This window comes from Clavibacter michiganensis (genome assembly GCF_016907085.1).
GTDB classification, from domain to species: Bacteria; Actinomycetota; Actinomycetes; order Actinomycetales; family Microbacteriaceae; genus Clavibacter; species Clavibacter michiganensis_O.
In genome coordinates, this window is record NZ_JAFBBJ010000001.1 from 1,653,166 (window position 1) to 1,673,845 (window position 20,680).

At 72.5% G+C, this 20,680-nt stretch carries 17 protein-coding genes and 1 tRNA gene; 13 read left to right on the forward strand and 5 right to left on the reverse strand.

What is annotated here, in order from left to right; translation table 11 throughout:
- Positions 1-17 precede the first annotated feature (17 nt).
- Positions 18-266, reverse strand: a complete 249-nt coding sequence (locus JOE38_RS07570; RefSeq protein WP_204575585.1) for a hypothetical protein — start codon at positions 264-266, stop codon at positions 18-20.
- On the reverse strand, positions 266-3,991 hold the full coding sequence (locus JOE38_RS07575; RefSeq protein ID WP_204575586.1) for a DUF4011 domain-containing protein: 3,726 nt from the start codon (positions 3,989-3,991) through the stop codon (positions 266-268). Before JOE38_RS07575 ends, JOE38_RS07570 begins: the two co-directional genes overlap by 1 nt.
- 234 nt (positions 3,992-4,225) lie before the next feature.
- Here JOE38_RS07575 and JOE38_RS07580 point away from each other — a divergent pair.
- The 3 genes from JOE38_RS07580 (at position 4,226) to JOE38_RS07590 (ending at position 5,130) form a co-directional block, all read left to right on the forward strand.
- A tRNA-Arg gene (locus JOE38_RS07580) sits at positions 4,226-4,297 on the forward strand.
- Positions 4,298-4,336: 39 nt separating this feature from the next.
- On the forward strand, positions 4,337-4,798 hold the full coding sequence (locus JOE38_RS07585; protein WP_043583301.1) for an XRE family transcriptional regulator: 462 nt from the start codon (positions 4,337-4,339) through the stop codon (positions 4,796-4,798).
- Entirely contained in the window at positions 4,798-5,130 is a 333-nt protein-coding gene (locus tag JOE38_RS07590; protein WP_043583298.1) for a HepT-like ribonuclease domain-containing protein, read from the forward strand. The genes JOE38_RS07585 and JOE38_RS07590 overlap by 1 nt, the downstream gene beginning before the upstream one ends.
- A gap of 10 nt (positions 5,131-5,140) precedes the next feature.
- Here JOE38_RS07590 and JOE38_RS07595 read toward each other — a convergent pair whose 3' ends face one another.
- Positions 5,141-6,253, reverse strand: a complete 1,113-nt coding sequence (locus JOE38_RS07595; RefSeq protein WP_204575587.1) for a type I restriction endonuclease — start codon at positions 6,251-6,253, stop codon at positions 5,141-5,143.
- Between the two features lie 108 nt (positions 6,254-6,361).
- Here JOE38_RS07595 and JOE38_RS07600 point away from each other — a divergent pair, with 108 nt between their 5' ends.
- The 3 genes from JOE38_RS07600 to JOE38_RS07610 all read left to right on the forward strand — a co-directional run bounded on the left by JOE38_RS07600 (position 6,362) and on the right by JOE38_RS07610 (position 9,766).
- Entirely contained in the window at positions 6,362-6,682 is a 321-nt protein-coding gene (locus tag JOE38_RS07600; protein WP_204575588.1) for a nucleotide pyrophosphohydrolase, read from the forward strand.
- A 226-nt stretch (positions 6,683-6,908) separates the two neighbouring features.
- Entirely contained in the window at positions 6,909-8,447 is a 1,539-nt protein-coding gene (locus JOE38_RS07605; protein WP_374191160.1) for a DNA/RNA helicase domain-containing protein, read from the forward strand.
- Between the two features lie 188 nt (positions 8,448-8,635).
- Positions 8,636-9,766: an LLM class flavin-dependent oxidoreductase gene (locus JOE38_RS07610; protein ID WP_204575590.1), complete on the forward strand. Its 1,131-nt coding sequence runs from the start codon at positions 8,636-8,638 to the stop codon at positions 9,764-9,766.
- A gap of 24 nt (positions 9,767-9,790) precedes the next feature.
- On the opposite strand, the gene JOE38_RS07615 is transcribed toward JOE38_RS07610, so the two are convergent.
- Positions 9,791-10,393, reverse strand: coding sequence for a hypothetical protein (locus tag JOE38_RS07615; protein WP_204575591.1), 603 nt, complete (start codon positions 10,391-10,393; stop codon positions 9,791-9,793).
- Positions 10,394-10,553: 160 nt separating this feature from the next.
- Here JOE38_RS07615 and JOE38_RS07620 point away from each other — a divergent pair, with 160 nt between their 5' ends.
- The 5 genes from JOE38_RS07620 to JOE38_RS07640 are packed head-to-tail and all read left to right on the forward strand — an operon-like array spanning position 10,554 to position 17,280.
- A complete protein-coding gene (locus JOE38_RS07620; RefSeq protein ID WP_204575592.1) occupies positions 10,554-11,921 on the forward strand; it encodes a purine-cytosine permease family protein in 1,368 nt (455 codons plus the stop codon).
- Positions 11,918-13,477, forward strand: coding sequence for a hydantoinase/oxoprolinase N-terminal domain-containing protein (locus JOE38_RS07625; protein ID WP_204575593.1), 1,560 nt, complete (start codon positions 11,918-11,920; stop codon positions 13,475-13,477). The genes JOE38_RS07620 and JOE38_RS07625 overlap by 4 nt, the downstream gene beginning before the upstream one ends.
- The gene (locus JOE38_RS07630; protein ID WP_204575594.1) at positions 13,470-14,585 is read left to right on the forward strand and encodes a DUF917 domain-containing protein; all 1,116 of its coding nucleotides are present in this window, start codon (positions 13,470-13,472) and stop codon (positions 14,583-14,585) included. The genes JOE38_RS07625 and JOE38_RS07630 overlap by 8 nt, the downstream gene beginning before the upstream one ends.
- A 35-nt stretch (positions 14,586-14,620) precedes the next feature.
- Positions 14,621-15,715 carry a DUF917 domain-containing protein gene (locus tag JOE38_RS07635; protein ID WP_307838845.1) on the forward strand — a complete coding sequence of 365 codons (1,095 nt, stop codon included), beginning with the start codon at positions 14,621-14,623 and terminating at the stop codon, positions 15,713-15,715.
- Complete coding sequence (locus tag JOE38_RS07640) at positions 15,712-17,280, forward strand: PucR family transcriptional regulator (RefSeq protein WP_204575596.1); 1,569 nt, start codon at positions 15,712-15,714, stop codon at positions 17,278-17,280. Before JOE38_RS07635 ends, JOE38_RS07640 begins: the two co-directional genes overlap by 4 nt.
- Positions 17,281-17,289: 9 nt before the next feature.
- On the opposite strand, the gene JOE38_RS07645 is transcribed toward JOE38_RS07640, so the two are convergent.
- A complete protein-coding gene (locus JOE38_RS07645; protein WP_204575597.1) occupies positions 17,290-18,891 on the reverse strand; it encodes a DUF4041 domain-containing protein in 1,602 nt (533 codons plus the stop codon).
- 210 nt (positions 18,892-19,101) lie between these two features.
- Between JOE38_RS07645 and JOE38_RS07650 the strand changes: the two genes are divergently transcribed.
- The gene (locus JOE38_RS07650; protein ID WP_204575598.1) at positions 19,102-19,884 is read left to right on the forward strand and encodes an L-threonylcarbamoyladenylate synthase; all 783 of its coding nucleotides are present in this window, start codon (positions 19,102-19,104) and stop codon (positions 19,882-19,884) included.
- A 365-nt stretch (positions 19,885-20,249) separates the two neighbouring features.
- The gene (locus JOE38_RS07655; RefSeq protein ID WP_204575599.1) at positions 20,250-20,600 is read left to right on the forward strand and encodes a histone-like nucleoid-structuring protein Lsr2; all 351 of its coding nucleotides are present in this window, start codon (positions 20,250-20,252) and stop codon (positions 20,598-20,600) included.
- The last annotated feature ends 80 nt before the right edge of the window (positions 20,601-20,680 follow it).

The following is a 20,680-nucleotide window of genomic DNA, read 5'->3' on the forward strand; positions in this document are numbered from 1 at the left end:
CCTCCGGCGTCGACCCGTCAGCCCCAGTGGGGTGGGCGGTCGAGCCGGAGGCGGTCGTCGTTCGCGTCGGAGGCGGCGGGTGCGTCGCCCCAGCCCTGCGGGGCGTCCTCGGCGGCGGGCACCGCGGGAGCTCGGGCGGCGGACTGCGGCGTGGGGTCGGATCCGGGCACGGGCGGCGTCGACGCGCGTCGCGACCGGCGGGCCGGGCGGCGCTCCCCCGTCGTGTCGGCCGCCGGCCCGGCGTCCGACGCGTCGCGCTCCGGCATCAGTCCGCCCGGTGCGCGCCGGCCTGGACCTGCACGGGCGCGGTGACCGGATGCGCGTCCGAGATCGCACCGAGGGCGGTGGCGATGCGACGGGCGATGGCGTCCGGATCCGCGAACAGCTCGAAGGAGTGCACGCGGAGGTAGTGCCAGCCGAGGCGCTTGAGCATCTCGGGACGCAGCCGCAGCGACTCGCGGAGGCTCGTCTGGTTGACGACCGGATCCGTCTCGATCGCGATGGCCCGGCCGCCGTAGGAGGCGACGAGCCCGAGCTTGTCGCGGTGCCCGAGGGCGGGCGCGAGCCCGAGCCCCTCGAGGCGGCGGGCGAGGTCGACGAGCATGGCGTCGCCGTCGTCCGGGATCGGGTCCTCCCTGAAGCGGGCCTCCGCCTCGGAGAGGATCTGGGCGAGCGCGACGATGCCGTGCTTCATCCGGTCCTGGTCGATGTCCGACGGCTGGAAGCAGGAGACGACCACCATCGAGCGGCGGGCGCGCGTCATGGCGACGGCGAGCAGGCGCTCCCCGCCGGGCGCCGCGAGGGCGCCGAAGTTCGACAGCACGCGGCCGTGCGGGGTGCGGCCGTAGCCGACCGAGAAGATCACGCGGTCGCGGCTCTGCGCGACGCACTGCTCGAGCGTCGCGACCATGAACGGCTCGGCGCGGTCGCCGATGAAGAACTCGGTGACGTCGCTGCGCTTGGCCGCCGCGTGGAGCACGGCCTGCTGCACGCGCACGGCGTGGCGGGCGCTCGCGGTGATGACCATGAGGGACTCGCGCGGGCGGTGGCTCGCGTGGTCGAGCACGAGCTCCACGACGCGGATCACCTCGGCGTCGACGCTCTCGACGGCGCCGGTGTCCTCGTCGGGCATGCCGTGGCCGTCGGCGACGAAGTCGAGCGACAGGCTGCCGTGGCCGAGGAACGTGCCCGCCCACGGGAGCGACTGGATCCGGCCTCCGTAGAAGCGGCGGTTGACGAGCTCGGCCAGGTCCTCGCCGCCCGCGCGGTAGCTGCGCGTGAGGGAGAGGGTGGGCAGCAGCTCGCCGAGGCGCGCGAGAGCGGAGTCGGCGTGACGCTCCTCGAGCGTCGAGTCGTCGTCCGCGAGCTGGGGCGTCGAGCGCTCGGGCTGCGGGACGACCGCGATGGTGAACGGCGACGGCGTCTGCGTGACGGGATCCCCGAACACGACGGTCTGCTTGCCGCGCCGGATGCCGCCGAGCGCCTCCGCGAGCGTCATGGCGCCGGCGTCCACGAGGAACACGGCGTCGAACGGCATCTCGTCGGTGATCGCGGGCACCTCGTAGGGCGACGCGAGCCAGACCGGCGCGATGGTGCGGGAGAGGTGGGGCGCGGAGTGGTGGAGGGCCGCGGCGTCGACGGGGGCGGATCCGCCGAGCAGTTGACGCAGGTGGTGCGCCTCCTCGGGCCAGTCGACCACGCCTATCTTCCACGTCTCCGCGAGCTGCCAGGCCAGGAGGCCCGCGCTGGCGGTGGCGTGCGCCTCGTCGACGAGGCGGAAGTCGGACTCGAGGCGGTCCAGCACGCTCGTGTTCGCGTTGAGGAGCGCCTTGTCGCCCGCGAGCATCTGCTCGAGCACGGACTGCCACCAGGCGAGCTCGAGCTCGGCGGCGACGGCCTCCTGCGGCACGTGCCGGTCGGAGAGGTCGCGGAGCAGCGGATCCAGGTCGAGGCGACGGAGCTCCGCCAGGAGAGAGGTGCGCTCCTGCAGGTTCTGGAGCACCTCGCTGTCCTCGGCGAGCTGGGCGACCTTCTCGCGCAGCTCGGCGATGGGGAGCTTGCCGAGCGGGGTGGGACGGGTGAGCATGCTCAGCGGCTCGTCGAGCACCTTGAGGTCGGCGGCGACCTCCTGGTAGCGCACGTGCACGTCGGAGATGCCGCGCGGGACCTCGGGGGTCGAGCCGACCGCGACGTAGCGCTGCCACAGGATCCGCTGCTTCTGGATGGCCTTGAGGCTCTCGTGCATGTCGGAGATGTGGACGCCGGGGCGCACGTACTCGCGCGCGAGCTTGCGGAGGCGACGGCGGGTGATGCTCGTCATCTCGGGGGCGTCGCGGCGTGATCCGGTCGCCGCGATGATCTCGCTGAGCGACCGGTCGAACACCACGGGCTGGAACTTGTCGAGCGTCTCGCGCACGTCGAGGAGGAGGCGAAGGTACACGCCGAGCTCGTCGATGGACGTGTATGCCCGCATGCGCGTCTGGCCGATGAGCTCGTCGGCGCGCTCGAGCAGGCGCGGCAGGCCGTCGGCGGAGAGCGACTTCGCGAGGTCGTGCGCGTGGGTCGCGGCGGCGCTCGTGGAGAACGTGGCGCCGTACCAGGGCGAGTCGCCCGGGCCGTAGCGGAACTCGCCGAGGCTCGCGGCTTTGACGAGGGAGGCTGCGGCGCTCGCGCGGTCGTGCGCGATCGCGACGACGGCGTCGCGGGTGAGGCGCGCGGTGGTGGCCGGCGGATCCGGCAGGAGCGCCAGGCGGGACAGCTCGCCGAGCGCGTCGAGCACGGAGACGCCGAGGTCCTTGTCCGGACGGCCGAGCGCGAAGCGGTAGTCGAGGAGCACGTGGCGCAGGCGCACGAGCGCGTCGTCGACCTCGGCGGTCTGCGCGGGCGCGGCCTTCTCGTTGCGGACGATGGACTGCACGACGTCCCGCTTCAGCGACTTCGGCGCGACCGCGAGGCCCGGCAGCCCCACGTCGGCGAGCCGCTGCCCGATGCCCTTGAGCGAGGAGGCGCGCGGGCTCACGACGAGCACGCGCTTGTTCTGCGCGACCAGGCAGCCGATCGAGTTGACGATGGTCTGCGTGCCGCCGGTGCCCGGGAGCGTGGTCACCACGAGCGAGTTGCCCGCGTTGATCTGCGCGATGACGTACTCCTGCTCGGGATCCGCGTCGAGCAGCAGGGTGTCGGTGACGGGCGGGCGCTGGTCCTGCGGGATCGGATCCACGGGCGCGTACGCCTCGCCCACGCCCCACTTCGCGGTGGGGTTGCCCGCGATGGCGTCGATGACGAGGTGGTCGAGGTGCTCGGCGTCCTCGGCGAGCGCCTGGCCCACCTCCGCGAAGGAGGAGACGACGAGGCGCGGCTGCACGGCGAACGCGGGCAGGTGCGAGGTGAGGCCGCGCAGGCGGTCGATGACCGGCTGGGGCTTGAACGCGCCGTTCTGCACGGCGAGCGCGACGAACGACTCGGCGTCGAGCGTGATCTGGAACTGCTCCTCGAGCGCCCGGGCGAGCGCCGGGTTGAGGAACGGCTGGCCCTTGAGGCGCACCTCGTAGTCGCTGCCGTGGCGGCGGATCGCGAGCGGGCGCAGGAGCACGGGCGCGCGGAACTGCTCGTCGGCGAAGCGCCACTCGGCGAGGCCGATGGCCAGGTGGATCGACTCGATGCCGCGGGCCGAGACCAGCTCGATGCCCTTCTGGGTGATGCGGTTCGCGGCCTTGCGGGCGCTGCGGAGCGCGAGGTCGTCGCGGATGAGAGAGGACAGCAGCGTCGTCTTGCCCGTGATGAACTGCGCCAGGCCGCCCGGGTGCGTGGTGCTCAGCTCGATGCGGGAGCCGGGCGCGTCCACGAAGTGCAGGAGAGGAGAGGTGCCGCCGATGCCGGCCAGCTGCTCGCGCCACTCGCGCCAGCGGGGCTCGGCCACGTTGCCGCTGCCGAGCTGCACGTCGCCGACCCGCAGGTCATGGGGGCTGGTGCTGTTGTGGGAAGCATTCACGTGGGGGTCCTCAAGAGGCTCGGCGGCGAACCCGGAGAGCAGGTCGTCGTCGTCGTCGGATCGTTCATTGGCACGCCACACCCGGCAACAGTACGACGCGGCGGGTGGGGAAACCGGCAGGCGGGGCCGCGCGGGGCCGGATCTGCGGGGCGCGGCGGCGGTCGGGCTCGGGCTCGTCGCCGGAGGGCTCGACCTCGGCGGGAGCCCCCCGCTGCCGCTACCATGGGCCGGTCAGCCTCTGTAGCTCAATGGAAGAGCAGTTCCGTCCTAAGGAAAGGGTTGGGGGTTCGAGTCCCTCCAGGGGCACCCTCCGTTTCGCGATATCGACCCGCTATCATCACGGCCATGAGCGATCCGTCCGTCGGCGAGGAGCTGCGTCGGCTGCGCCGGGAGTCCGCGCTCTCGCAGCGCGAGCTCGCCGCGGCGACCGGCGTGCCGCAGCCGAACATCGCGGCGTACGAGAGCGGTCGCCGACAGCCGACCCCCGAGACGCTCGAGCGGCTGGGCGCGGTGCTGCGGATCCCGTCGCTCGAGCGGGTGCGGGCGTCGCGAGAGCGGATCCTCGAGGTCGCGGCCCGCTGCCGGGTGGACGACGTCCGCGTGTTCGGATCCGTCGCACGGGGGGACGCCACAGCGGGGTCCGACGTCGATCTCCTCGTGCACCCGAAGCCGGACGCGTCCATATTCGACGTGGCGGGGTTCATGGCAGAGGTCACCGAGCTGCTCGGGATCCACGTCGACGTCGTCTCCGATCGAGGCACGGGGCCGGTCATGGACCGCATCCGCGCCGAGGCCGTCGCCCTCTGATGCTCGACGAGGAACGGGTCCCCGCACTGCTCGCCGACATCGCGCGCTTCGCGGCTTCCGCACGACGAGTGGCGGAACGCGGACACGCCCGATTCACCGACCCCGACGACGACGAGCAGCGGCGGATCGCGTGCTCGCTGGTGGTGGATCTCTCCACCGCGGCGGCGCGGTTGCCGCCCTCGTTCCGCGAGGCGCACCCGGAGGTCAATTGGAACGGCATCCGCGCGGTGCGGAACTTCATCGCGCACGACTACGCCGGGACGGATCAGGAGATCCTCTGGGAGGCGGTGGCGGTGGAGTTCCCGCGGGTGGCGCGGGCGCTGCTCGGGTGAGCGCTCCGCGCTAGGCGCCGACCGGCTCCCCCGCGTGGATGCGGATGGCCTCGCGAATCGTGTCCGCGTGCGCGTAGATCTCGTCGAGCGATCCGATCGGGTGGCGCGTCTCGACCTTGTGCGCGTCGAATAGCCCGAGGTACTTCTGCTTCTTGCCGTTGAAGTGGAGGCGCGCGATGGGCTTGCGGTTGTTGTCGTCGAGCAGGATCGCGAGGTACGACTTCGCGTCGCGGTGCACCACGCGCTGCGGCTTCACCTCGCTGCAGGCGATGGCCTTGACGATCTGGTAGCCCTCGAGTTCCTCGAGCGTCGTCTCGATCTCGGTGTCGCGATCGAGGTCCGCCTCCACGACCTCCTCGCTGGTGATCACGTCGGCCGATGCCGCGGTCGGCGCCGAGGGGAACGCGGGCGCACCGAGCGCGGTCTTCAGACGGTCGTTCACCTGCTCGTTGAGGTACTGCTTGGACGCCTTGCCCACGAGGGTCGTGAACTGGTCGCGCACCTTCTCCGTGAACGAGCCCTCGTACACGCGGCGGGTGAGGAGCTTCACCCATTCCGGGGTCGGCTCGCGGAACTCGGCGGCGATGGCCCGCTTCAGCGCACCGACGTACTTGAGCTCGCCCGCGGCGCTGATGATGGAATCGAGGTCGAAGACGTCCTTCGTGAGCTTCATCAGCTCGGGCAGCAGCGTCTCGTCGATGTCGGCGAGGTCGAGCACGAGGAACGGCTTATCGTCCATGCGGTTCGGCGCATCGAGGTCCGTGTAGAAGTGGTACGTCTCGCCGTTCGTGAGCACGGCGATCCGCGCGTTCGTCACGGCGAAGTAGCGGAACAGCTGCGAGGCGTGCTCGATCTTGAGCGGCTCCGTCGACTTCTTGCACTCGATGAGGATCTGCACCTCGCCGTCGCGCATGATCGCGTAGTCGATCTTCTCGCCCTTCTTGAGGCCGAGGTCCGCCGTGAACTCGGGGACCACCTCGAGCGGATTGAAGACGTCGTATCCGAGGATCGTGGAGATGAACGGCATGATGAACGCGTTCTTCGTCGCCTCCTCCGTCTGGATGGCGTCGCGCTGGTTGCGCACCTTCAGGGCCAGGGCGGCCAGTCGTTCGGCGAATTCCATGGGGACTCCCTCGTCTCGGTGATCAAGACGATACGGGCGTCCATGCGTCGTAATGGAGTACCACCTGCCCCCATTTCGGGCCTGCAGCCTGCCTGCTACCGTGACCGCATGGCCAGCCGAGACGTGCGCGACGAGCTCGCGGCGTTCGTCGCCGAGCGGGACTGGGCGCAGTTCCACACACCGGAGAACCTCGCGAAGAGCATCGCCATCGAGGCGGGCGAGCTGCTGGAGTGCTACCAGTGGGATGCCGCCGGCGACCCCGAGCAGGTGAAGGCCGAGCTGGCCGACGTCCTCACATACTGCCTGCTGCTCGCCGAACGGCTGGGCCTCGATCCCGACGAGATCGTGCAGGCCAAGCTGGCCGTCACGCGGACGAAGTACCCCGTCGAGAAAGCCCGCGGACGCAGCACCCGGTATGACGCACTTTGACGTCCGTCACGTCGCGCTATCCAGCGACGCGGTCGCACGATGGGGAGCTGAGCACCCACGTAACTCGAACTGGCCGGTGGTCTACGTCCTCGACGGGCCGCCCGCAGGGAAGCGGGCGAGAGGTCGCGCACCAGACGATCTCTACGTAGGGGAATCGCTGCGGGCTGCCGCACGCCTCGCCCAGCACCTCAAGTCCGACGCACGCGGTCATCTCGCGACCGCCCGGGTGGTCGTCGGCGAGAACTTCAACAAGTCCGTGTGCCTCGACTTCGAGTCGCGGCTCATCAACCTCTTCTCCGGCGAAGGCGTGTACACCCTCCTGAATCGGAACATCGGCATCACCAACGCGGACTACTACGACCGCGTCACCTACACCGCAGAATTCGAGCGGGTCTTCGAGAAGCTCCGAGCCGAAGGGCTCTTCCACCGCTCCATCGCGGAGATCGAGAACGGCGACCTCTTCAAGCTGTCCCCCTTCAAGGCGCTCTCCCCCGACCAGGAGGTCGCGGTGGAGCAGGTCCTTGAAGGGCTCGTCGCGGACCGCAAGACGGGGATCGGGAGCACGACGGTGATCCAGGGCGAGCCCGGCACCGGCAAGACCGTGGTGGGGATCTACCTGCTCAAGCTGATCGCGGACGTCGGTCGGCTCCCGGTCGACGACGCGCTCGACAGCGATTCCCTGTTCGCCGACTTCTTCCTCGGCGAGAATCGCAAAGCGCTCAAGTGGATGCGCACCGGGCTCGTCATCCCGCAGCAGTCCCTGCGCGAGAGCGTCAAGAAGGTGTTCACCCGGACCCCCGGATTGCAGGGCGTCGAGGTCCTGACGCCCTTCCAGGTCGGCGAGAGCGCCGGACGCTTCGACCTCCTGATCGTCGATGAGGCGCATCGCCTGAACCGCCGGGCGAACCAGGCGTCAGGGCCGCTGAACCGCAAGTTCGAGGACATCACGGTCGCCCTCTTCGGGGAAGACGACAAGCAGAAGACGCAGCTCGACTGGATCCGAGCGAAGAGCACCCACCAGATCCTCATGATCGACCCCGCGCAGAGCGTCAGGCCCGCCGACCTCGGCGCGGCCACCATCGAGGGCGTCATCACGGAGGCACGACGCGATCGACGCTGGCAGCCGCTCATGTCGCAGATGCGTGTGAGAGCGGGGACGGATTACATCGGGTACATCCGCCGCGTCCTCGGCGCGACGCCGAGTCCGACTCCGGAGAATCCGCTGACCGCGGATGCTCTCGGCGAATACGAGTTCCGCGTGTTCGACGATGCGAGGGACATGCACGCTGCCATCCGCGACCGCGATCGGGAGCACGGGCTCGCGCGCATGGTCGCGGGCTACGCGTGGGAGTGGGTGTCGAAGAAGGACCCCCAGGCGTTCGACATCGAGATCGGTGCATACCGTGCGCGATGGAACAGCACCCAGCGCGACTGGATCGCGTCGGCGAATGCGCTGGAGGAAGTGGGGTCGATACACACGGTGCAGGGCTACGACCTCAACTACGCCGGCGTGATCATCGGCCCGGATCTCCGCTACGACCCCGAGGCCGGCCGCCTGTTCATGGATCGGGACTCCTACTTCGACAAGAAGGGCCAGGAGAACAACCCGACGCTCGGCATCACCTTCTCCGACGACGACCTGCGCCTGCTCATCAGCAACGTCTACGCGGTGCTCATGACGCGTGGGATCCGCGGCACATTCGTGCACATCGTCGATCCCGCTCTGCGCGAGCACCTGCAGCGCCTTCTCCCTCGCAGCTCGTGAACGCGGCCGCAGCGCGGCCCCTCGCGGTGGACAGCCTGCTCGGGATCCGTCACCGCGACCGAGAATGAGGAGCCGCTCGGCCGCAACGGATCGGCGTCGACATCACCACCGAGAGGAGCCCCGAGCATGCGCGACCAGAACCTCGACACCCCGAGCCCGAGCCTCGACCTGGTGGCAGCGGGTGCGCGATGAGTGCATCCGTCTCACACCGCGCCCCGCTCTCCGTCCTCGACCTGGTCCCCGTCTCCGCCGGATCGTCGTCCGCCGAGGCCCTCCGCGACAGCGTCGACCTGTCCGTGCGCGCGGAGGCGGCCGGCTACGCGCGGTACTGGCTCGCCGAGCACCACATGAACCCCGGGCTCGCGGGATCCAGCCCGCACGCGATGCTGGCGGCGGTCGCCGCGGCGACCCGCTCCATCCGGGTCGGCTCGGCGGCGACCCTCATCGGCAACCACAGCGCGCTGCAGGTGGCCGAGGCGTTCGGCACCGTCACGGGGCTCTACGGGCCGCGGTTCGACCTCGGGCTCGGCCGCAGCCCGATGCCGCCGAAGCGACCGGCGGGGGCGGGAGCCGATGCCGACGCCGAGGCCCGCGTCGTCGACGGACTCCTGGTGCCCGCACGCGCCGTGATGTTCAAGGACCGGTCCAGGGCGCAGCTGCAGGCCCGGCTCCTCCGTCGCGGCGACACCGAGATCGCGCCCTTCGGCGAGACCGTGGACGACCTGCTCGCCTTCCTCGACGGGACGTACGCGGATCCGGAGATCGGGCCGGTCGCGGCTCCCCCGTCGGACGGGTCCGCGGTCGAGGTGTGGATCCACGGGTCGTCCGCCGGCGAGAGCGCCCGCGTCGCCGGATCCCGCGGCCTCCCCTTCGGCGCCAACTACCACTCGACCCCGTGGGGCGTCCTGGACGCGGTCACGGCCTACCGGGAGCACTTCGTCCCGGGCGTGCTCGCGGCCCCGCACGTGATCGTCTCGGCCGACGTGCTCGTGGCCGACACCGACGCGGAGGCCCGACGCCTCGCCTCGGGCTTCGCGCGCTGGGTGCTCTCGATCCGCTCGGGTCGCGGCGCCATCCCCTACCCCGCCCCCGACGACGAGGCCGCCGCACCGCTCGACACCGCGGAGCTCGCGCAGGTGCAGGACCGCCTCGACACGCGCATCGTCGGGGATCCCGCGACGGTCGTGCGGGAGCTGGAGACGCTCCGGCGCGTCACGGGTGCCGACGAGCTGCTGATCACGACGACCGCCCACGATCACGCCGCCCGGGTCCGCTCCTACGAGCTGCTGGCCGAGGCATGGGGGCCGCGCGGCCTCTGAGCGGTTCCGCGCCGGTGCACGGCATCAGCGCGGGCCCCCGTCCCCACCCGCCTCCCGGCGCTTCCGCTCGATCACGTCGCGGTACCTCCGCATGGATCGTTCCCCGGCTCGGCGGCGGATCTCCTCCACGTCAGGCGCGAAGGTCTCGCGGGTCATGTCCTTCAGCTCGGCGTACTTCGCGTCGAACTCGTCCTGCGTCATGCCGGGCTCCCACGGGCGCGACCAGGCGATCTCCGCGGCCTCGATGAGCGCCCACGCCGCTCCGATCGCCGCGCCCATCACGAACGAGCCGCTCATGAGCCAGCCGAGGGCCACCACCGCGACAAGCGCGACGAGCGGGGGCACGAGCGCGAAGTCCCAGCCGCCCGGCGACGAGAGCTTCCGCCGCCGGGCGAAGGGATCCTCGACCAGGACCTCGATCAGCGCGCCGATGCCGACGGCCACGGCGACGAGCGCCACCAGGTCACCCGCTCCCCGCGACGGGACGCCCGGCAGGAGAGTCGCGAGCCAGAGGAGCACGAGCACGACCGGCGCCTTGACGGCTCCGAGGACGAGATGCCCGAGGAGCGCCGGGCCGAAGCCGGGCGGCTCCCACGCCTCGGGGTCGCGTGGTCGATCCGATGTCATCAGGTCGTCCACTCTCGTCGAGCCGCCGGGACCTCGCCGAGACCCTCCCCCAGCACTCCGCCCCGCTTCACGCCCCCGACACGACACTCTGCACATGGTGCCCTCCGCGGGCGGATCCCTACGCTGTGTCAACCCGTCGCCACACCCGAGGAGACTCCCCATGGCATCCACCGCACCCGACGACTACGCGCTCGCGCGGGTCCCGCAGGAGGCGCGCTACCACTGGTTCCAGATCGCCACGCAGCGCGTCGGCCAGCTCTCCGCGCTGAGCGCCTTCGTCGTCGCCGCCACGCTCGGCTTCAGCATGAGCTTCTGGGATGCCTTCTTGGCGATCACCATCGGCGCCGTCATCCTCGAGGTCGTCTGCATCTTCACGGGCCTCATCGGGCAGCGCGAGGGGCTGAACACCTCGATCCTGTCGCGCTGGACCGGATTCGGCCACAACGGGTCGGCGCTCATCGGCCTGGCCATCGGCATCAGCCTCATCGGCTGGTTCGGTATCCAGTCGGGCGTCTCCGCCTCCGGCCTGAACTCGATCATGCCGTGGCTGCCGGTGTGGGCCTGGTCGCTCGCGTTCGGCCTCATCATCACGGCGGTCGTGATGCTCGGCTTCCACGGGATGCAGTGGGTCGCGAACGTCGCCGTTCCCCTCTTCCTGCTGCTGGTGGGCTGGGCCGTCGTCATCGAGCTGCAGAAGCACGACATCTCGGAGCTCGTGACGCAGCCGGCGCCCGGGCCGCAGATGTCGATCATCGCGGGCGCCTCGATCGTGGCCGGCGGCTTCATCGTCGGCGCGCTCATCTCGCCCGACCAGACCCGGTACAACCGGTCGGCCGCGGACGTCGTGAAGCAGACGGTCGTGAGCATCACGGTCGGCGAGTACCTCACGGGCCTCTCCGGCGTGCTGCTCGCGCACGCGGTGCGCACGGCCGACGTCTCGGCCATCATCCTGTCGTCGGTCGGCTGGGTCGGCGTGCTCGTGATCCTGCTGGGCACCATCAAGATCAACGACTGGAACCTGTACTCGTCGGGCCTCGGCATCGTGAACTTCATCGACACGGTGTTCGGGCGGCGGGTCAACCGGGCGCTCGTCACGGTGGTCGTCGGCGTGATCGGGTCGGTGCTCGCGGCGGCCGGGATCCTCGGGCAGTTCACGCAGTTCCTGATCCTGCTGGGTGTGGCCTTCCCGCCCATCGTGGGGATCATGATCGCCGAGTACTTCGTGGTCAGGAACTGGCGGCCGGCGCTCGACGCGTCGCGCGAGGCCGGCGCCCTGCCGGCGAGCGCCCCGCGCTGGGTGCCCGTGAGCCTCGCGATCTGGGTCGTGTCGGCGCTCGTCGGCTACTACGCGACCTTCGGCCTCGGCAGCCTCAACGCCGTCATCACGGCGTTCGTGCTCTACGCGGTGCTCGGCAAGGCGGGGCTGATCCGCGGCGTCGGCGAGGTGCGCACGGAGACGGCCGACCAGCCCGCGCACGGCGTCGCGGCGCCGGACGCGGCCACGGCAGGGAAGGTGGCGGCCCGATGAGGATCGGCATCGACGTCGGCGGCACCAACACGGACGCCGTGCTCATGGACGGCGACCGCGTGGTCGTCGGGATCAAGTCCTCGACCACGCAGGACGTGACGAGCGGCATCGTGGGCGCGCTCGCGGAGCTCGACCGGCAGCACCCGTTCGACCCCGCCGACATCGACGGCGTGATGATCGGCACGACCCACTTCATCAACGCGCTCGTCGAGGCCAGGCGGCTCGCGCCCACGGCCGCCGTGCGGCTCGCGCTGCCGGCCACGGCCTCGCTGCCGCCCTTCGTCGACTGGCCCGAGGAGCTCGTGGCGGCGGTGCGCGGCACGGGCTACCTGGCGCACGGCGGCCACGAGTTCGACGGGCGGGTCATCGCCCCGCTCGACCACGACGAGCTCAAGCGGCACGCGGCCGACATCGCCGCACGCGGGCTCCGGTCCGTCGCGATCTCCAGCGTCTTCGCGCCCGTGAACAGCGAGTTCGAGGTCGAGGCGGCCGCGGTGCTCGCGGCCGAGCTGGGGCCGGACGTCGCCATCTCGCTCTCGCACGAGATCGGCCGCATCGGCCTGCTGGAGCGGGAGAACGCGACCATCATCAACGCGTCGCTGCGGGAGCTGGCCGACCAGATCGTCGGCGGGCTCGAGCAGGCGGTGCGCGGGCACGGGATCACCGCTCCCCTCTACCTGTCGCAGAACGACGGCACGCTCATGGGCGTGGACTTCGCGCGCCGCTACCCGGTCGCGACCTTCGCCTCCGGCCCCACCAACTCGATGCGCGGCGCGGCGCTGCTCTCCGGCCTCGGCACGTGCGCGGTCGTCGACATCGGCGGCACCACGAGCGACGTCGGCGTCCTGGCGAGCGGGTTCCCGCGCGAGGCGACGGCGGAGATCAGCGTGGCCGGCGTCCGCACGAACTTCCGCATGCCGGACGTGCTCTCCATCGGCATCGGCGGCGGATCCCTGGTGCGCGGCGACGGCGACCTGGTCGGCCCCGACTCCGTCGGCTACGAGCTCGGCCGCCGCGCGCTCGTCTTCGGCGGCGACACCCTCACGACCACGGACATCGCGGTCGCGGCCGGCATGGTCGACGTGGGCGACCCGGCATGCGTGGCGCACCTCTCGCCGCAGCTCGTCCGGCGCGCGCTCGACACCATCGCGATGCGCGTCGCGGACGTCGTGGAGCGGATGCGCACGTCGTCCGCCCCGCTGCCCGTCGTGGCGGTCGGCGGCGGGTCGATCCTGCTGCCGGAGGAGCTCGAGGGCCTCGGCCGGGTGCATCGGCCGGAGAACTTCGCCGTGGCGAACGCGGTCGGCGCGGCCATCGCGCAGGTCTCCGGCGAGCTCGACCGCGTCTACAGCGTGAGCGAGGGATCCCGCCAGCAGGCCCTCGACGACGCCCGGCAGGAGGCCGTGGAGCGCGCGGTCGCCGCGGGCGCCTCCCCCTCGACGGTGGAGATCGTCGACTTCGACGAGCTCCCCATCCCGTACCTGCCCGGCAACGCGATCCGCATCCGCGCCAAGGCCGTCGGCGACCTCGACATCAGGAAGGCCGCGCATGTCTGACACGACCGCGTCCCGCACCCGGCTCACCGAGATCCGGCTCGAGCACCTGCCCGCCATCGCGCGCGGCGCGGCGATCCTCGGCACGGGCGGCGGCGGCGACCCGTACATCGGCCGGCTGCTCGCGGGCGAGGCGATCAAGGAGCTCGGCCCCATCCCGCTCGCCGACCCGTTCGACCTGCCGGACGACGCCGTCGTGATCCCCGTCGCGATGATGGGCGCGCCCACCGTGATGGTGGAGAAGCTGCCCACGGTCGAGCAGCTGCAGGGGGCGATCCTCTCGCTCGCGCGCTACCTCGGCGTGACGCCCACGCACGTCGCGTGCATCGAGGTGGGCGGCGCGAACTCCACCATCCCGATGGTCGCGGCCGCGCGCATGGGCCTGCCGATCGTGGACGGCGACGGGATGGGGCGGGCGTTCCCCGAGATCCAGATGGTGATCCCCACCATCGACGGGATCCGCGCCACCCCCATGTCCTTCGCCGACGAGAAGGGCAACACGGGCGTCGTCGACACCATCGACAACGCGTGGGCCGAGCGCCTCACGCGGCCGGTGGCGGTGCAGATGGGCAGCTCGATGATCATGTCGAACTACGCCATGACGGGCGCGCAGGTCAAGGCGTCGTTCGTGCCGCACACGCTGTCGCTCTGCCACGAGCTCGGCACGCTCGTGGAGGAGGCGCGCGACGCGCTCGTCGACCCGGTCGAGGCGGTGGCCGCGCGGCTGGGCGGGGCGGTGCTGCTGGGCGGCAAGGTCGTGGACGTCGCGCGGCGCACCGTCGCGGGGTTCGCGCGGGGCGAGGCCCGGATCCAGGGCACGGGCGCCGACGCCGGCCGCGAGATCGTGCTCGGGTTCCAGAACGAGATGCTGCTCGCGTCGATCGACGGGGTGCCGGTCGCCTCGACGCCGGACCTCATCATGGTGCTCGACAGCGAGACGGGCGAGCCGATCACGACGGAGACGCTGCGCTTCGGCCAGCGGGTGCGCGTGGTCTCCGCGCCGGCCGACGAGCGGTGGCATAGCCCGGGCGGCATCGAGCTCGCGGGGCCCCGCTACTTCGGCTACGACATCGACCCTGTCCGCTCGCCGGTCGACGCGTTCCCCCGCTAGGGGAGGGCCGGGACCCGGGTGCTACCGTGACGCCCGTGAGCCGGGATCTGGGAGTCGACGACCTCCCGGACCTCGTCGGCGGTCTCCTCCTGCTGGGCTCGGGCGGGGGCGGCGACCCGCGGATCCTCGCGGCCGCCACCGCCCGCCAGCTGCGGGACGCGCCCGTGCGCGGCATCGGGCTCGACGACCTCGACGCCGACGACCTCGTGGTGGCGGTGGGCTACATCGGATCCACGTCGGTGCTGCGCGAGAAGCTCCCGTCCGGCACGGAGCTGGCCGAGGCCGTGGAGGCGCTCACCCGCTGGACGGGCACGCCGCCCGCGGCCCTCATGGCGCTCGAGATGGCGGGCGTCAACGGCCTGGCACCGCTCTCCGCCGCCTCGACGCTCGGCCTCCCGCTCCTCGACGCCGACCTCACGGGCCGCGCGCTCCCCCGCATCGACCAGTCGAGCCTCGTCGTCTCCGGCCGCGCCATCTCGCCGTGCGCCGTCACGGAGCCGGGAGGCCGCACGATGCTGCTCGACGGCGTCACGCCCGCCGAGGTCGAGGGGCTGCTCCGGCTCGTCATCGCGCACTCCTCCGGCTGGGCGGCGTTCGCCCTGCCGCCGCAGCGAGCCGCCGACCTCCGCGCGACGGCGATCGCCGGCACCGCCGAGCGGGCCATCGAGCTCGGCCGCGCCCTCCGCGCCGCCGACGGCACGGGCACCCCGGCCGGGCTCGCGACGGCGCTCGGCGGCACGCTCCTCGGGCACGGCCGCATCGTGGACGTGGTCACCTCGCCCCGCCCCGGCCGCTTCGACGTGACGACGGTCAGCGTGGTCGACGAGACGACCGGCGCGGTCATCCGGCTCGAGGCCGAGAACGAGTTCGTGATCGCGCTCGTGGACGGCCGGCCGGTCGCCACGGTCCCCGACCTCATCGCCGTGATCGGCGTCCCCGGCACCTCCGTGGCCGGGGCCCGGGTGCTCCTCGTCGACGAAGCGCGACCGGGCGCCCGCGTCGTCGTCGTGGCCCTCGACGCGCCCGCGTGGTGGACCGCGACGCCCGAGCGCCTGGCCGCCGTCTCGCCCGCCGCCTTCGGGTTCGGGCGGGTCGACGTCGACGCCGTCGCGGGCGGGGCGCGCGCGTGATCCGGCCGATCCCCCTCTCCGCGCTGCTCGACCACGCGTCGCTCGCGGACGTGCGCCGGGTGGCGGGGACCGCGGATCCCGCGGTCTCCGGCGTCCGCGGCGTGCGGATGGACGCGCCGGCGGACGCGACCGCGGGCGACGACGCCGCGCCGGGCGCGCTGGGCGCCCACGCCGACGTCGTGGTCGTCCTCGACCGCGCCGAGCGCACCACGTGGCGCTTCGACGCGCGGCTGCGTCGCCTCGCCGACCGGGGCGTCGCGGCCGTCGTGCTCGACGCGGCCGTGGCGGTGGATCCCGCGACGACGCTCCTCGCCGACCGCCTCGGCCTCGTCGTGCTGGCGTGCGACGACGCGTGGGCGACCTCGATCGCGCTGCACGACCGCCTCGGCGACGCCCGGGCCGCCGCAGGTCGCGCCGCGCGCGACGCCGTCACCGCGGTGGCCGACGCTGGCCGGGATCCGGCGGACGCCCTGCGCGCCGCCGCCGCGACGCTCGGGCGCCCCGCCCTCCTCGTCGACTCCTCCGGCCGCGTGCTCGCCCCGGAGGGCGCCGCGCCCTCCCCCGCCGCGCACGCCGCCATCGCCGCCGGCCTCGCCGGCCACGTCGACGCGCGCCCCGTCGGCGAGCGCGGAACCCTCGTCACCGCACCCGTCGACTCGGGGCTCATGGCGCCGAGCTGGCTCGCGGTCGAGGTGCCCGGATCCGTCGCCGCCGAGGTCGACGCCGTCTCCGCCGCGCTCCCGGTCGTCGCCCTCGCGGTCGGCCACCGGCTGTCGCTCCGCCGCGTGGTCGACGAGCGCGAGGCCCGCTGGCGCATCGCCCTCCTCGGCGAGCTCCTCGAGGCGGGCGACTCCCCCGGCGCCGGCCTCCTGCGCCGCGCGCTCGAGCTGGGCTGGCGCGTCGAGGGCTGGCACATGGGGATCCGCGTCGTGTCGCGCCAGGACGCCGACATCGTCGGCCGCCGCTACGAGCTCATCGAGGCGCTGGCGGCGGAGGGCCTCGACGTGGCCGTGGTCGAGCAGGGCGACGGCTGGGCCGCGTGGATCTCCTTCGCGCTCGAGCCCGACGTCCCGACCGCGAACGACGCCGCCCGCGCGGTCCGCCGCGCCCAGCAGCGCTGGGACGACGACCTGCCGAGCGACGTCGGCGTCGGCCGCGTGCACCGCGGCCCCGCGGGCATCGCCCGCTCGCTCGCGGAGGCCGCGGACGCCGCCCGCCTCGCGGCGTCCCGCCCGCAGTCCGGCCGCTTCCTGCACGTCGACCGCCTGGGCCTCGCCCAGCTCCTCCTCGCCTGGACCCAGACGGACACCTTCCAGCCCGCGGCCCTCGAGCTGCTGGCGCCGCTGCGCCGCCAGACCACGGGCGACCTGCTCACGACGCTCGCGACCTACCTCGACGCGGAGTCGTCGGTCGCGGAGACCGCCTCGATCCTCGCGGTGCACCGCAACACGGTGGCCGAGCGGATCCAGCGCGTGCAACGCATCCTGCAGGTCGACCTCCAGGACGCCGAGACGCGCCTCGCCCTGCACCTGGCCTGCCGCACGGTGCTGGCGGCGGGGGCCTAGCGCCGACCGTCAGGCCGCCGGAGCCGGCTCCGCCCCGTCGAGCGCGCGGCTGGCCCGGTACTCCTCGGCCGCCGGGTGGAGGGCGAACTCGACGATCTCCACCGCGTGCGCCCGCAGGGCCTCGAGCACCTCGTCGGGCGTGACGTAGAAGAACTCGCGTCGGAGGTTGATCCGGTTCACGCGGTGCTCCGCGAAGGTCCGGTGCAGCATGGCCTCGACGCCCACCGCGTCGTCGGCGAAGAACAGCGCGTGGACGTCGAAGCGGAACGGCACGGACGCGTCGCCGAGCTCGACCACCCGGTCCATCGGCTCGAGCCGCCGCGTCATGCCGATCTTCACCATCCGCTCGCCGAACGCCCCCACGTTGGAGATCACGTAGACGTATCCGGCGCGCACGTTCGCCGCGCGGTAGTCCACGTCCACGAGCGCGCGGTCGACGTCGTCGATCCGGTCCCGCATGCGCGCCGCGCCCTCGACGTCGCCCTTGCTCTCCAGCGCGGCCAGCGTCGCGGCGTAATGGGCGCGCTCCTTGTCGAGGCGATCCCGCTCGGCCTGCAATTCCGCCGTCGCCTTGGCCTGCTCGCGGAGCTCCGCCCGGCGCTCCCGCTCCATCTCCCTCTCCGCCTGCAGCACGCGAAGATGCGCGCTCGCGAGCTGGAGCTCCTCGAGCCGCAGCTCGTGATATCCGTCCTCGATGCGCAGGTCGATCATCGTGCCGCTCTTCGCGATCTGCTCCGCCGCCCGGGTCAGCCGGTTCTGGGCGACGTGCAGGTTGCCCGCCTTGGTCGCCTTCACGGCGTTCTCCGCCTCGGCGTTGTAGGCGCGCAGCAGCACCTTCGACATGTCGCTCACGAATCGCCGCCCCTGCGCCTCGGATCCGTTGAACGTGAACCCGGACGTGGCGGTCACCGCCCGCTTGTCCCGGACGGCGTTCTTGATCGTGTACCGCAGCGCCTCCAGGCGCGATGCGAGCTCGGCCGAGGACTCCGCCGGGTGGTCGTAGTCGAACAGGCCCACGCCCTGCAGCCCCGCCGTCGCGGTCACGTCGACGAGCTCCGCGCGGGCGGTCGCGAGCTCGGCGTCGAGCGCGCGGCGGGTCTCGATCCGCTCGTGCACGGCCTCGTCCACCGCCTGGAGCTCGGCCTCGGCCCGCAGGCGCGCGGCTCGGGCGTCCGCCGCGGCCCGCTCGAGGGTCGCGCCCGCCTCCGCCTCGGCCCGAAGGCGCTCCGCCCCGGCCTCCGCGAGGATCCGGTCGCGCTCCTCCCGCGCCGCCGCCACCAGCGCGGACGCGGCCTCGGCCCCGGTGCGCCGGGCGGACTCCGCCTCCGCCGCCGCGCGCTCGCGGTAGTCGTCCACCTCGGCGAACTCGCGCATGCCGTGCCGCCGGATCAGGTCCTCCAGCTGGGCGATGTGCGCCTCGGCGGCCGCGGCGCGCTCCCGGGCCTCGCGCTTCGAGAGGCGGTCGACGGGCGGCGCGGCGGGCGCGTCCGGCTCCACCTCCGGCGGCGCGACCCCGGGCCGCGGCTGCACGTGCTCGGTCCAGCGCTCGCCGTCCCACCAGCGGACGTAGCGGGGATCCTGGTCGTCGTACCAGCCGGCGGCAGCGCTCATCCCCTCAGGCTAGGCAGCGGCCCCGGCCGCCAGGAGCCCCCGTTCGAGGCGGCCGTCGCCCCTCCCTGTGGACGCTCACCCGCTCCACCCAGCCGCCGCGCCTACCGTCGACATCACCGCTCATCCGCCGCACGCGCGGCTGCGCGCACCCCGGCCCGACGCAGGTGCGCGCGGCGGCCCCACTCCGACACGCACGAGAGGCACGCGCCCATGACCGACACCACCCGCACCATCCCCTGGGACGGCACGCTCGACGAGCGCGCGGCCCAGGCCCTCGAGGCACCGGGAGGCCTCGTCGTCGCCGCCACCAAGGTCGGCTACATCCTCATGACGACGGACGGCACGGGCCTCGAGCGCAAGTTCGACGCCAAGCAGCGCAACCGCGACAAGCCGGGCGTGGTGCTCTGCACGAGCATCGCGCAGCTGCAGGAGCTCGCCGTGCTCAACGACGAGATCCTCGCCTTCTACCAGGAGCACTGGGACGCCGACGTGCTCCTCGGCTGCATCCTCCCCTGGCGCGAGGACGCGAAGCACCTCATCCCCGACGAGGTCGCCGGCCAGCTCGCCATGGACCGCCGCGGCACGAGCTGCTTCGTGATCCGCTTCGGCCGCCCCGCCGAGCAGCTCGCCCAGCGCCTGTGGGAGAGCCGCCGCCTGTCCTTCGCGAGCTCGGCCAACCCGTCGGGCAAGGGCAACCGCGGACGCGTCGAGGGCATCGGGGAGCGCATCGAGCAGCAGGCCGACGTCATCGTCGCGGCCGACGACTACGTCGCCTCCATCCAGCCGGGCCTCGACGAGACGAGCCGCCACGAGCAGGGCGTCATGGTGTCCATGGTCGACGCGTCCGGCGCGCTCATCCCCGAGCAGCGCGGCGAGCGCTCGGTGACCCCGAACCCGACGCTCATCCGCCGCGGCCTCGCGGTGGACGTCATAATGTCGGCGCTCGCCCGGTCGTTCCCGTCGTGGGACTACCGGCACGGCGAGTACTACTGATCCCGTCCTGATCAGCATCCACGAGGGCCCGCGGAGCACGTCTCCGCGGGCCCTCGGGCATTCCCCCGCGGCGGTCGGCGCCGCGCCCCTCTAATTCCATAGGCGGGGAGATGGCGTCGCATTCCTCCGTGATATGCGCGCCCGACCGGGCCGCGACGCAGGGGAAACACGGCCGTCGACGCCCCGCGGACGAGACGGAATGCGCACGGCGCGGCCGTGGAGACGTATCAGGAGACCATGTTCCCGCGGATTGTCAGCCGATTTCCGTCACCGATTCACGAACGATGTCGGATTTCCCGCGCGCACCGGGTATCGTGGTTCTCGCCGCATCATCTGATGCACCATCTGCAATGAGAGGAACAGACGTGGCTCGCAAGGTTGTCACCACGCTCGTCGACGACATCGACGGCGTCGTCATCGAAGAGGGAAAGGGCGAGACCGTCCCGTTCGCGCTCGACGGCGTGAATTACGAGATCGATCTGAGCGACGCCAACGCCGCGAAGCTGCGTGAGGCGCTCGACACGTACGTCGACCGCGCCCGCCGCGTCGGCCGCGCCTCTACCGGCCGTTCGTCCGGCTCGCGCCGCTCGTCCTCCAGCGCTCCGAAGGAGGACCTCGGCGCCGCCCGCGAGTGGCTGCGCGAGCACGGCCACAAGGTCTCCGAGCGCGGCCGCATCTCCGCCGACCTGCTCGAGGAGTACCGCGCCAACAAGTAGGCGACACGACGCGCGCATCGCGCGCAGCACGTGCGAAGAGGGCCGATCCACCACCGGATCGGCCCTCTTCGTCGTCCCAC